12 protein-coding genes are annotated in these 12,107 nt (G+C 72.1%); 7 read left to right on the forward strand and 5 right to left on the reverse strand.

All coding sequences use genetic code 11. The annotated features are described in order from the left end of the window. Window positions 1–100: 100 nt before the first annotated feature. Window positions 101–1,822 (reverse strand): 2-isopropylmalate synthase, encoded by a 1,722-nt coding sequence (gene leuA / locus ACWCPN_RS01625; protein ID WP_451201744.1) that lies wholly within the window; start codon window positions 1,820–1,822, stop codon window positions 101–103. A gap of 352 nt (window positions 1,823–2,174) precedes the next feature. Here leuA and ACWCPN_RS01630 point away from each other — a divergent pair, with 352 nt between their 5' ends. From ACWCPN_RS01630 to ACWCPN_RS01645, 4 genes are all read left to right on the forward strand, one after another. After that, window positions 2,175–3,245: a M4 family metallopeptidase gene (locus ACWCPN_RS01630; RefSeq protein ID WP_451201745.1), complete on the forward strand. Its 1,071-nt coding sequence runs from the start codon at window positions 2,175–2,177 to the stop codon at window positions 3,243–3,245. A gap of 21 nt (window positions 3,246–3,266) precedes the next feature. Next, a complete protein-coding gene (locus ACWCPN_RS01635; protein WP_451201746.1) occupies window positions 3,267–3,533 on the forward strand; it encodes a protealysin inhibitor emfourin in 267 nt (88 codons plus the stop codon). A 69-nt stretch (window positions 3,534–3,602) separates the two neighbouring features. After that, complete coding sequence (locus ACWCPN_RS01640) at window positions 3,603–4,916, forward strand: GH1 family beta-glucosidase (protein WP_451201748.1); 1,314 nt, start codon at window positions 3,603–3,605, stop codon at window positions 4,914–4,916. Next, window positions 4,913–6,160, forward strand: a complete 1,248-nt coding sequence (locus ACWCPN_RS01645; RefSeq protein WP_451201749.1) for an MFS transporter — start codon at window positions 4,913–4,915, stop codon at window positions 6,158–6,160. Before ACWCPN_RS01640 ends, ACWCPN_RS01645 begins: the two co-directional genes overlap by 4 nt. Before the next feature lie 3 nt (window positions 6,161–6,163). Here the strand turns inward: ACWCPN_RS01645 and ACWCPN_RS01650 are convergent, their stop codons facing one another. Beyond that, on the reverse strand, window positions 6,164–7,009 hold the full coding sequence (locus ACWCPN_RS01650) for an NAD-dependent epimerase/dehydratase family protein (protein WP_451201751.1): 846 nt from the start codon (window positions 7,007–7,009) through the stop codon (window positions 6,164–6,166). A 124-nt stretch (window positions 7,010–7,133) separates the two neighbouring features. On the opposite strand from ACWCPN_RS01650, the gene ACWCPN_RS01655 reads away from it, so the two are divergent. After that, complete coding sequence (locus ACWCPN_RS01655) at window positions 7,134–7,982, forward strand: helix-turn-helix transcriptional regulator (RefSeq protein WP_451201752.1); 849 nt, start codon at window positions 7,134–7,136, stop codon at window positions 7,980–7,982. 18 nt (window positions 7,983–8,000) lie between these two features. On the opposite strand, the gene era is transcribed toward ACWCPN_RS01655, so the two are convergent. Next, window positions 8,001–8,954 carry a GTPase Era gene (gene era, locus ACWCPN_RS01660; RefSeq protein ID WP_451201754.1) on the reverse strand — a complete coding sequence of 318 codons (954 nt, stop codon included), beginning with the start codon at window positions 8,952–8,954 and terminating at the stop codon, window positions 8,001–8,003. Window positions 8,955–9,128: 174 nt separating this feature from the next. Here era and ACWCPN_RS01665 point away from each other — a divergent pair, with 174 nt between their 5' ends. Then, window positions 9,129–10,451 carry an ammonium transporter gene (locus ACWCPN_RS01665; RefSeq protein WP_199210471.1) on the forward strand — a complete coding sequence of 441 codons (1,323 nt, stop codon included), beginning with the start codon at window positions 9,129–9,131 and terminating at the stop codon, window positions 10,449–10,451. Then, window positions 10,448–10,786: a P-II family nitrogen regulator gene (locus tag ACWCPN_RS01670; protein ID WP_451201756.1), complete on the forward strand. Its 339-nt coding sequence runs from the start codon at window positions 10,448–10,450 to the stop codon at window positions 10,784–10,786. Before ACWCPN_RS01665 ends, ACWCPN_RS01670 begins: the two co-directional genes overlap by 4 nt. Window positions 10,787–10,805: 19 nt before the next feature. Here the strand turns inward: ACWCPN_RS01670 and ACWCPN_RS01675 are convergent, their stop codons facing one another. Together ACWCPN_RS01675 and ACWCPN_RS01680 are read right to left on the reverse strand one after the other, a co-directional pair. Continuing rightward, a complete protein-coding gene (locus ACWCPN_RS01675; RefSeq protein ID WP_365123616.1) occupies window positions 10,806–11,165 on the reverse strand; it encodes a cytidine deaminase in 360 nt (119 codons plus the stop codon). 28 nt (window positions 11,166–11,193) lie between these two features. Next, window positions 11,194–12,015, reverse strand: coding sequence for a helix-turn-helix transcriptional regulator (locus ACWCPN_RS01680; RefSeq protein ID WP_451202271.1), 822 nt, complete (start codon window positions 12,013–12,015; stop codon window positions 11,194–11,196). Window positions 12,016–12,107: the final 92 nt, after the last annotated feature.

Consider the following 12,107-nt stretch of genomic DNA (forward strand, 5'->3'; position numbering starts at 1 on the left):
GAGACCTTTTCGTGACCTGCCCGCTTCGATGGCCGATATGCGACGGGGCCCCGGCCGCCGTGGGAAGCGGCCGGGGCCCCGAAAAGCCCGGTCAGAGGGGTCAGCGGGCCGCGCGGTTCACCGCGGAGACGACGGCCTTCAGCGACGCACGCGTCGTGTTCGCGTCGATGCCGATGCCCCACAGAACCTTGTCGTCGATCGCGCACTCGATGTAGGACGCGGCCTGCGCGGAGGCGCCCTCGCTCATCGTGTGCTCCTGGTAGTCCAGCAGGCGTACGTCGATGCCGATGGACTGCAGGGCGTCGAAGAAGGCGGAGATCGGGCCGTTGCCGGAGCCGGTCAGGACGGTGTCCTCGCCGTCGACGGTCGCCTCCACGGTCAGCGTGTCCACGCCGTCCGTGTCCGTGGTCGACTGGCCCGTGCGGACCTGGATGCGGCCCCACGGGTTCTCCGGGTTCGGCAGGTACTCGTCCCGGAAGGTCGCCCAGATGTCCTTCGGCGTGATCTCGCCGCCGTCGGCGTCCGTCTTGGCCTGGATGAGCCGGGAGAACTCGATCTGCATGCGGCGCGGCAGGTCCAGCTTGTGGTCGTTCTTCAGGACGTAGGAGATACCGCCCTTGCCGGACTGCGAGTTGACGCGGATGACCGCCTCGTAGGAGCGGCCGACGTCCTTGGGGTCGATGGGCAGGTACGGCACCGCCCACTCGATGTCGTCGACGGTGACGCCCCTGGCCTTCGCGTCGGCCTCCATGGCGTCGAAGCCCTTCTTGATGGCGTCCTGGTGGGAGCCGGAGAAGGACGTGTAGACCAGGTCGCCCACGTACGGGTGGCGCGGGTGGACCTCCATCTGGTTGCAGTACTCCCACGTGCGACGGATCTCGTCGATGTCGGAGAAGTCGATCTGCGGGTCGACGCCCTGCGAGAACAGGTTCATGCCCAGGGTGACCAGGTCGACGTTGCCGGTGCGCTCGCCCTGGCCGAACAGGCAGCCCTCGACGCGGTCGGCGCCGGCCATCAGCGCCAGTTCGGCGGCGGCGACGGCGGTGCCGCGGTCGTTGTGCGGGTGGACGGACAGGCAGACGTACTCGCGCCGGGACAGGTTGCGGTGCATCCACTCGAACCGGTCGGCGTGCGTGGACGGGGTCGAACGCTCCACCGTGGCGGGCAGGTTGAGGATGATCTCGCGGCCCGGGCCCGGCTGGTAGACGTCCATCACCGCCTCGCAGACCTCCAGCGCGAAGTCCAGCTCGGTGTCGGTGAAGATCTCCGGGGAGTACTGGTAGCCGAACTCCGTCTCCGGGCCCAGCAGTTTCTCGGCGTACTCCATCACCAGGCGGGTGCCGTCGACGGCGATCTGCTTGATGTCGTCCTTGGAGCCGCGGAAGACGACCCGGCGGAACACCGGGGCGGTCGCGTTGTACAGGTGGACGGTGGCCCGCCTGGCGCCCTTCAGGGACTCCACGGTCCGCTCGATCAGGTCCTCGCGGGCCTGGGTCAGGACGGAGATCGTCACGTCCTCGGGGATCGCGCCCTCTTCCTCGATGATCGAGCGTACAAAGTCGAAGTCGGTCTGGCCGGAGGCCGGGAAGCCGACCTCGATCTCCTTGTAGCCCATCGCCACCAGCTGGTCGAACATGCGGCGCTTGCGTTCGGGCGACATCGGGTCGATCAGGGCCTGGTTGCCGTCGCGCAGGTCGGTGGAGAGCCAGCGGGGGGCGGCGGTGACGCGCTTCTCCGGCCAGGTGCGGTCCGGGATGCCGACCTGCTCGTAGCGGCCGTACTTGTGGATCGGCATGGAACTGGGCTGCTGGCGGTTGGCCATGATGCGTGGGCTCCTCAGGGTGTCCGGATGTCCGAGTGGACGGCCGACGACGCAACGCCATAGCACCGCGGGGAGGGGGTCGGCCTTGTCTACAGGCCCTCGCCGCGGCAGCTAAGGAGAAGCAGCCCGAAACGCATAGTGCTCCGCAGCCTAGCCGAGCGGCACCGGGTGCGCGGGCCTGTCCCAGTATGCGGGACCGTCGGGACCATTCGGACATAGAGTGCGCAATCCCACTCGGCGACTACCTTCTCTTACCACCCCGTGACGCAGCGCGACGAGGGATGTCCGGGTATTTCACCAATCATGGTTGCGAGTAGTGACAGCCCTGTCACGCAGTGCGATGGTGCCGAGTATGACCACCAACGGGGGCTTCGAGCCCGTCTTCTGCACGATCGTCCCGCCGCACGTCCTCGACCGGCTCGCGCAGGCCGAGAACTCCGCGGTCTCCGGTCCCGCCCGCCGGTCCCTGGAGCACGACGCCTTCCAGCGCACCAAGCGCCGCCTGACCACGGTGCTCGGAGCGCCCGCCGTCGCCCCGCCCGCCGGCGGGGCCGCCGACCGGCCGCACCGCACCGTCTACGACGCCCGGCACCGGCAGGACCTGCCCGGCACCAAGGTCCGCGAGGAGGGCTCGGAGCCCGGCACGGACGCCTCGGTCAACCGCGCCTACGCGGGTCTCGGCGCCACCTTCGACCTGTACCTGAAGGCCTACGGCCGCGACTCCATCGACGGCGAGGGCCTGCCGCTGGACGCCAGCGTGCACTTCGGCACCGACTACGACAACGCCTTCTGGAACGGCGAGCAGATGGTGTTCGGCGACGGGGACGACGAGATCTTCCTGGACTTCACCATCCCGGTCGACGTCATCGGCCACGAGCTGACCCACGGCGTCACCCAGCACACCGCCAACCTCACCTACTTCGGCCAGCCCGGCGCGCTCAACGAGTCGCTGTCCGACGTCTTCGGCTCGCTGATCAAGCAGTACAGCCTCGGCCAGACCGCCGCCGAGGCCGACTGGCTGATCGGCGCGGGCCTGCTCGCCCCGGGCGTGCACGGCACCGCCCTGCGCTCGATGAAGGCCCCGGGCACGGCGTACGACGACCCGAACCTCGGCAAGGACCCGCAGCCGGCGACCATGGAGCACTACGTGCGCACCGGCCGCGACAACGGCGGCGTGCACATCAACTCCGGTATCCCCAACCACGCGTTCTACCTGGTCGCCACGGCCATGGGCGGCCACTCGTGGGAGAAGGCCGGGCAGCTCTGGTACGACGTGCTGACCGGCGGCGAGCTGAAGCAGCAGGCCCTGTTCACGGACTTCGCCACGCTGACGGTCAAGGCGGCCCGCGAGCGGTACGGCTCGGGCGACGAGCTCGAGGCCGTGCAGAAGGCCTGGGAGCAGGTCGGGGTGCGGACGCTGTAGTTCCGTACTAGACAGGCTCCCATGCGAATTCAGGTACGGCGTACGGGCGGTTTCGCGGGCATCGAGCGCCGGGCCGAGGTGGACACCTCGGCCCGGCCCGACGAGCGGGAGTGGCGGTCCCTGGCCGAACGGGTCCTGGCCTCCGGCAGGCCCACGCCACCGGAGGGGGTGCCGGACGGCTTCGCCTACGAGATCACGGTCGACGGCCGCACGGTCTACGCGGCCGATCCCCGACTGACCGAGGAACAGAGGGAGTTGATCGGGAGGGTGCTGAAGGAGGGGGCCTAGCGGGGTCGCGCGCGCCGGTTCACGCCGGGGCGTTGACTTCCGTTACCGACGGTACGGATGATCCGGGCCATGGCGACTGACGCAGGCAAGGCGATTCCCCGCTTCCCGGCCGGCTTCCTGTGGGGCGTTTCGACCTCGGCCCATCAGATCGAGGGCGCCGCCGACGAGCGGGCCCCCTCCGTGTGGGACGAGTTCACGGCCGGGCCCGGGCGGGTGAAGGACGGCTCGACGGCGGCGGTGGCCTGCGACCACTTCCACCGCTACCGGGAGGACGTGGCGCTGCTGGCCGGCCTCGGCGTGGACGCGTACCGCTTCTCCGTGTCGTGGCCCCGGGTGAACTCCCCCGGCGGCCTCGACTTCTACGACCGACTGGTGGACGAGCTGTGCGCGGCGGGCGTGCGGCCCGTGCCCACCCTCTTCCACTGGGACCTGCCCGCCGGGCTGGACTGGCTGGAGCGGGACACGGCCGCCCGGTTCGCCGAGTACGTGTCGCGGGTCACCGGGCGGCTCGGCGACCGGGTCACCAAGTGGATCACGCTCAACGAACCGGCCGAGCACACCCTGCTGGGCCACGCCCTCGGCGTGCACGCCCCCGGCCGGAAGCTGCTGTTCGACGCGCTCCCGGTCGCCCACCACCAGCTCCTCGCCCACGGCCTCGCGGTGCGGGCCCTGCGCGCGGCCGGGGCGCCGGACATCGGCATCGCCAACTCCCACGGCCCGACCTGGCCCGCCTCCGCGGATCCGGCCGACCAGGAGGCGGCGGGGTTCTACGACCTGCTGCTCAACCGGCTGTTCGCCGAGCCGGTCCTGCTGGGCGCGTACCCGGAGGGCGTCGGCGAGCTGATGCCGGGAGACGTGGAGTCCGATCTGAAGATCATCTCCACGCCGGTCGACTGGTACGGCGTGAACTACTACGCCCCGTCCAGGGTCGGCGCCCCGCAGGGCACCGCGACCGAGTTCGGCGGTATCGACATGCCGGCCGAACTGCCCTTCTCCGTGCGGCGGATCGAGGGCCGCCCGGAGACGGACTTCGGCTGGCCCGTGGTTCCCGAGGGGCTGACGGAGCTGCTGACCGGCTTCCGCGACCGGTACGGCGACCGGCTCCCGCCGGTGGTCATCACCGAGAACGGCTGCTCCTACGAGGGCGTCGACGACCAGGACCGGATCGCCTACCTGGACGCCCACATCCGCGCCCTGCACACGGCGCTCGAGGCGGGCGTCGACGTGCGCGGCTACTTCGTCTGGTCGCTGATGGACAACTTCGAGTGGGCGGAGGGGTACGCGCGCCGCTTCGGGCTGGTGCACGTGGACTACGAGACGCTGGTGCGCACCCCCAAGGCCTCCTACCACTGGTTCCGGGACGTGCTGCGGGCACAGGGATGACCACCGCCCCGGCCGCCCTGGCCGAGCCCGTCGAGCCGGTCCGCCCGGGCTGGACGGCGGCGCTGGCGCTGGCCAACGGGGCGATCTGGGTGGGCTGGTTCGGGCCGTTGCAGATCCTGCTGGCCTCCCAGGCGAAGGACCTCGCGCCCGGCGCCGGGATGCCGAAGGAGTCGATCCTGGCCTGGGTGACCGGCGCGGGCGCGGTCGTCTCGCTGTTCGCCAACCCGCTCTTCGGCGCCCTGTCCGACCGCACCACCGCCCGCCGGGGCCGCCGTACCCCGTGGATCGTGGCCGGTGCCGCGGGCGGCGCGCTCTCGCTGCTGCTGCTCGCGGGCGCGGGCGGGGTGTGGACGATGGCACTGGGCTGGTGCCTGGCGCAGCTCACCCTGAACGCGGCCTTCGCGGCGGTGACGGCGGCCGTTCCGGACCGGGTGCCGCGCGGCCGGCGCGGCGCGGTGGGCGGCTGGCTGGGCGCGGCCCAGATCCTGGGCGTGGTCGGGGGCACGGGTCTGGCCACGGTGGCGGGCGGCGTCGCGGCGGGGTACGCGGCGTGCGCGGTGTTCACGGTGGTGGGCGTGCTGCCGTACGTCCTGCGGTACGAGGATCTGCGGCTGGCCGGGGCGGACCGGCCGGCCTGGTCCCCGCGGGCCTTCCTGGCGGGCTTCTGGCTGAGCCCGCGCCGCCATCCCGACCTGGGCTGGGCCTGGCTGACCCGTTTCCTGATCAACCTCAGCAACGCGCTGGTCCTGCTGTACCTCCTGTACTACCTGCGGGACCGCCTCCACTACGGCGATCCCGACGAGGGAGTGCTGGTCCTGACGGCTGTGAACGGTGCGACCCTGCTCGCCACGGTCGTCGTGGGCGGTGTGTGGTCGGACCGCGCGGGGCGCCGCAAGCCGTTCGTGATCTGGTCGGGTGTGCTGATGGCGGTGGCGACGGCGGCCCTCGCCGCCTGGCAGACCTGGCCCGGCGCGATCGTCGCGGCGGCGGTGCTCGGGGTCGGCTTCGGGGTGTTCACCTCGGTCGACTTCGCGCTGATGACGGACGTGCTGCCGACGGCGCTGGACCGCGGCAAGGACCTCGGTGTGATCAACGTGGCCAACGCGCTGCCGCAGGTCGCGGCGCCCGCCCTCGCCGCGCCGATCGTGACCCATCTGGGCGGCTACCGGGTGCTGTACCTGGTGTCGGCCGTGATCGGTCTGGCGGGGGCGGCGCTGGTGGTGCGGATCAGGGGCGTGGAGTGAGCGTCACAGGGCGCCGGCGTCCCGGGCGCTCCACAGGGTCGGGAAGCGGGGACGGTAGCCCAGCTCGCGGCGGATGCGGTCGGTGGAGGCGAGCCCGTACCAGGGGTCGGGGTCGGGGCCGTCCGCGGGCGGCTCGACGCCGAGGAGCTGGTGGATCTCCAGGACCGTGACGGGGGCGTCGTCGGCGATGTTGTAGATGCGGCCGCCCGCACCGGGGGCGTCGAGCAGGCGGGTCAGCCCCTGGGCGACGTCGGCCACGTGCACGAGATGGTGCCGTTTGGTGGCCGGCTGGCTCGTGGTCCAGCGGGTGATGCCGGGCAGGTGCGGGTCGCCCTCGCCGTAGACGAAGGCGAGCCGGCCCACCCGCACGTCCAGCCCGTCCAGTGCCAGCAGTCCGCGCTCGGCCTCCAGCTTGGACTCCGGGTACGTCATCCACAGCGGGCCGCCGGGCACCGTCGGATCGTCCTCGACGAGCGGCCGGCCGCGCCCGGTGCCGTACGACAGGATCGTGCCGGTCTGCACGAAGCGCCGTACCCCGGAGGCGACCGCCGCCCGGCCGAGCTCCACCGCCGCGTCCCGGTTGACCGCCCACACCTCCTCGTCCGGCACGCCGCGGAACGAGGCGGCTACGTTGACGACGGCGTCGGCCCCGGCGAGGGCCTTGCCGAGCACGTCGGTGTCGCGGAGGTCGCCGACGACGACTTCGGCGCCGCGGTCGGCGAGACGGGCGGCGCGGGTCTCGTCGCGCACGAGCACACGGATCCGCTCGTCGGGCCGGGACCGGGCGAGCAGGCGGGGGACGAGTCCGCGTCCCACCTGTCCGGTGGCGCCGGTGATCAGGGTCAGCATGGCTGGGTTCCTCTCGTTCGGTGCTCCCAGCCTCGGCCGCGTCCGGCGGCGCCGGGAGAGACCTCCCGATCGGGGGACCGGCGGTCCCTGGATAACGCCGGCCGAGTGCCGCAGCCTTGGGAGGGTGAACCGAGCCGAACTCGCCGACTTCCTGCGCCGCGGCCGGGCCCGTCTGGAACCGTCCGACGTGGGCCTCGCGGCCGGCGCCCGCCGCCGTACCCCGGGACTGCGCCGGGAGGAGGTGGCCCAGCTGGCCGGGATGTCCGTCGACTACTACACCCGGCTGGAACAGCGCCGCGGCCCCCGCCCGTCCCGCCAGATGCTGACGGCCCTGGCGCGCGCCCTGCGTCTGACCGACGACGAACGGGACCACCTCTTCCACCTGGTGGGCGAGGAGCCCCCGCGGCGGGGCACGGCCTCCGCGCATGTCCGCCAGGGTCTGCTGCTGGTCCTGGACCGGCTGTACGACTCACCCGCCCAGGTGGTGACGGACTGCGGCACGGTGCTGGCGCAGAACGCCCTGGCCAAGGCGCTGGTCGGGGACGCGCTCGCCCGTCCGCCGCGCGAGCGGAACCTGACCCGGCGGTTCTTCCTGGACCCGGCGGCCCGCGACCTCTTCCCGCCGGAGGACCGTCCGGCGCACGCCTTCGACCACGTGGCCAGCCTCCGCGCGGTGGCCGCGGCCCGCCCCGACGACCCGGAACCGGCCGCCCTGGCGGCCGAACTGCGTGCCGCCAGTACGGAGTTCGCCCGGCTGTGGGAGGCGCACGAGGTGTCCCTGCGCCGCCCGTCCTCGAAGCGCTTCGTGCACCCGGTGGTGGGCCTGCTGGAACTGGACTGCGAGGTCCTGCTGAGCCACGAGGGCCGTCAGCAGCTCATCATCCACACGGCCCGCCCCGGCACGGAGTCGTACGAGAGGCTGCGGCTGCTCCAGGTGGTGGGGCTGCAGGACATGGCCCCGTCGAGCCCGTGAGCCCGTCCGGGGAGTCGCTCAGAAGCCCAGCCGGCGCAGCTGCTTGGGGTCCCGCTGCCAGTCCTTCGCCACCTTGACGTGCAGGTCCAGGAAGACCGGCGTGCCCAGCAGCGCCTCGATCTGCCTGCGGGACTTGATGCCGACGTCCTTCAGCCGCTTGCCCTTGGGGCCGATGACGATGCCCTTCTGGCTCGGGCGCTCGATGTAGAGGTTGGCGTGGATGTCCAGCAGCGGCCGGTCGGCGGGGCGGTCCTCGCGCGGGAGCATCTCCTCGACGACCACCGCGATGGAGTGCGGCAGCTCGTCGCGCACGCCCTCTAGGGCGGCCTCGCGGATCAGCTCGGCGATCATGACCTGCTCGGGCTCGTCCGTCAGGTCGCCCTCGGGGTAGAGGGCCGGGCCCTCGGGCAGCAGCGGGATCAGCAGATCGGCCAGGAGGTCCACCTGCTTGGCGCCGACCGCCGACACCGGGACGATCTCCGCCCACTCGATGCCGAGGTCCTTGCCGAGCTGGTCGATCGCGATGAGCTGCTCGGCCAGGGTCTTGGAGTCGACCAGGTCGGTCTTGGTGACGATGGCGACCTTCGGGGTCTTGCGGATCCCGGCCAGCTCCTTGGCGATGAAGCGGTCGCCGGGACCGATCTTCTCGTTGGCCGGCAGGCAGAAGCCGATCACGTCGACCTCGGCCCACGTCGTCCGCACGACGTCGTTGAGCCGCTCGCCGAGCAGGGTGCGCGGCTTGTGCAGCCCCGGGGTGTCCACCAGGATCAGCTGTGCGTCGGGGCGGTGCACGATGCCGCGGACCGTGTGCCGCGTGGTCTGCGGCTGGTCGGCGGTGATCGCCACCTTCTGCCCGACCAGAGCGTTCGTGAGGGTGGACTTGCCCGCGTTGGGGCGGCCCACGAAGCAGGCGAAGCCGGCGCGGTGGGCGGTCTCGCCCGACGGCTCGGATGACTGGGTACGAACGCTCATGGCGTTCATTGTCCCTGATCCACGGGACCGCGCCGTACCACCGGCCGTCTCCGTCTCTTGATGTGAGCTCGACGAAACCCCCACGCAACGAAACGTCACCGAAACACACCTGTACGCAACCGGAAATGCCGACCGGTGACCCTCTGACGAGCCCCCACACCGTTGGAGACGCCCGTGACCCTCGCCGCAGCCCACGTCGACACCGGCGACACCGCCTGGCTCCTCGCCGCCACCGCCCTCGTCCTGCTGATGACCCCGGGTCTGGCCCTCTTCTACGGCGGCATGGTGCGCACGAAGAGCGTGCTGAACATGCTGATGATGAGCTTCGTGTCGATCGCCCTGGTGACGGTGGTCTGGCTGGCGGCCGGCTACTCGCTCGCCTTCGGGGACGACGTCTTCGGCGGGCTGATCGGCGGCCTGGGGCACTCAGGGATGAGCGGGATAGGCCCGGGCAGCGTGCACGGCACCGTCCCCACCCTGCTCTTCGCCACCTTCCAGCTCACCTTCGCGATCATCACCGCGGCGCTGGTCAGCGGCGCGGTCGCGGACCGCACGAAGTTCTCCGCCTGGCTGGTGTTCGTCCCGGTCTGGGCGCTCGCCGTATACGTTCCGGTGACCCACTGGGTGTGGGGTCCCGGCGGCTGGATCGTGGACCGGCTCGGGGCGCTCGACTTCGCCGGCGGCATGCCCGTGGAGATCACCTCCGGTGCCTCCGGGCTCGCCCTGTGCCTGGTGCTCGGGCCCCGGCTCGGGTTCAAGAAGGACGCCATGCGTCCGCACAACCTGCCCATGGTGGTCCTCGGCGCCGGTCTGCTCTGGTTCGGCTGGTTCGGCTTCAACGCGGGCTCCGCGCTCGGCGCGAACGGCCTCGCCGCGGCGGCCTTCCTCAACACGCTCGCGGCGGGCTGCACCGGACTGCTCGGCTGGCTCTTCGTCGAGCAGCGGCGCGACGGCCACCCGACCACCCTGGGCGCGGCCTCCGGCGCGGTGGCCGGCCTGGTCGCCATCACCCCGTCCTGCGGCACGGTCTCGCTGCTGGGCGCGCTGGTGGTGGGCCTGGCCGCCGGTGTCGTCTGCTCCTACGCGGTGAGCTGGAAGTTCCGGCTGAACTACGACGACTCGCTGGACGTGGTCGGCGTCCACCTCGTCGGCGGCGTCATCGGCACCCTGCTGATCGGCCTGTTCGCCGAGAAGGCGATGACCGGCGGCGCCGAGGGCCTGTTCTACGGCGGCGGGCTGCTCCCGCTGGGCAGGCAGCTGCTGGCCGTTGCGGCCGTCGGGGCGTACGCCTTCGGGGTGACGTACGGCCTCGGCAAGCTGATCGACCGGGCGCTGGGCTTCCGGGCGAGCGAGGAGCAGGAGCACACCGGTCTGGACCTTACGGTGCACGCCGAGACGGCTTACGATCACGGGGTCCTGGGCCACGGCGCCCCGGTCACCCACTCCCTCGTCGCCGCCCCGCAGGCCCCCACCCGGAAGGTCGAGAGCCAGGCATGAAGCTCATCACCGCGATCGTCAAGCCCTACCGGCTGGACGAGGTCAAGACCGCCCTGCAGGAACGGGGCGTACACGGCCTGACCGTCAGCGAGGCGAGCGGGTACGGCCGGCAGCGCGGACACACCGAGGTCTACCGGGGCGCCGAGTACCGGGTCGACCTGGTGCCGAAGGTGCGCATCGAGGTCGTGGTGGAGGACGCGGTCGCCGACGAGGTGATCGACGCGATCGTCGGGGCCGCGCAGACGGGCAAGATCGGTGACGGCAAGGTCTGGGCGCTGCCCGTGGAGACCGTCGTGCGCGTGCGGACCGGCGAGCGCGGCCCCGACGCCCTCTGACGGGCAGCGCCGCGGGCGACTAGGCGGTGGCCGCCGGGGCGGTCAGCCGTACCTCTCCGTCGGGTCCGGCCAGCAGCACCGGCGTCCCGGCCCCGCCGAGGTCCGCCACGGCGGCCAGGTCCTCCCGCGTGACCTCCTCGGCCTCGCTCACCACGGCCGCCGCCTCCAGCGACCGCGCGCCGGAGGCCACCGCCATGGCGACGGCGGTCCGCAGGGCGCTCAGCCGCAGCGAGGGGAGCCCCACCGACCCGGCGGCGTAGGTGCGTCCGGTCTCGTCCCGTACGGCCGCCCCCTCGGGCACACCGTTGCGGGCGCGCACGGAGCGGGCCAGCGTGACGATCTTGCGGTCCTCGGGGTCAAGCGCGTTGCTGTCGGTCATGCCCAGAGCATACGAAGCCATCGCGGGCTCACCCCGCCACGGGGTGCATGGCGTCCCGCCGCCCCTCGGGAGACGCCAGCCACTCCAGCTTGGCAGCGGTGTTCTCCTCGTCCAGCGGAGCGTGCAGCACGATCATCAGATCGGGCCGGGCCGGCACCTTCATCACCGTGGACTCCACGACCAGCGGCCCGACCAGCGGGTGGACCAGCTCCTTGCGCACCTGTCCCTGGTCCTCGATGTCCCGTTCGGCCCACAGCGCCACGAACTCCGGGCTGCGCGCCGACGCCTCGGCGAGCACCGCCCGGAACCCCTCGTCGTCCGGCCGGGCCGCGCACGCGGCCCGGAACTGGGCCACGACCGTCCGCGCGTTCCGCTCCCAGCTGTTGCTGCGCGACCGGTACAGCGGATCCACGAAGAAGTCGACGAGGCAGTTCTGGGTGATGTCCGGCCGCATGCCGAGGACCAGCGCCGCCGCGTCGTTGTACATCACGCAGTTGTAGTACGTGTCCATGATGTGCGCCGGGTAGGGCATCCAGGTGTCGATCAGCCGCCGCAGCCCCTCGCACATGTCCCGCTTCTCCGGCGCCACTTGGGGGGCCGGCGGGTTCATCCCGGCCAGCAGGTACAGATGCCGGCGTTCGGCGTCGCTGAGCCGGAGCACCCGGGCGACGGCGTCGAGGACCTGCGGCGAGACGGAGATGTCCCGCCCCTGCTCGAGCCACTGGTACCAGGACGCGCCCACCCCGGCCAGCACGGCGACCTCCTCCCGGCGCAGGCCCGGTGTCCGGCGCCGGCCCCCGCCGGCCGGCAGTCCGGCCTCCTCCGGGCTGACCCGGGCCCGCCGGCTCATCAGGAACTCCCGCAGCTCGTCCCGCCGTTGACTGCGCGTCGCCTCCGCAGCGGCCACGTCCCGCTCCTCCCCCGTCGTGTCTGGTGGTGCCA

Source organism: Streptomyces sp. NPDC002386 (assembly GCF_053593175.1).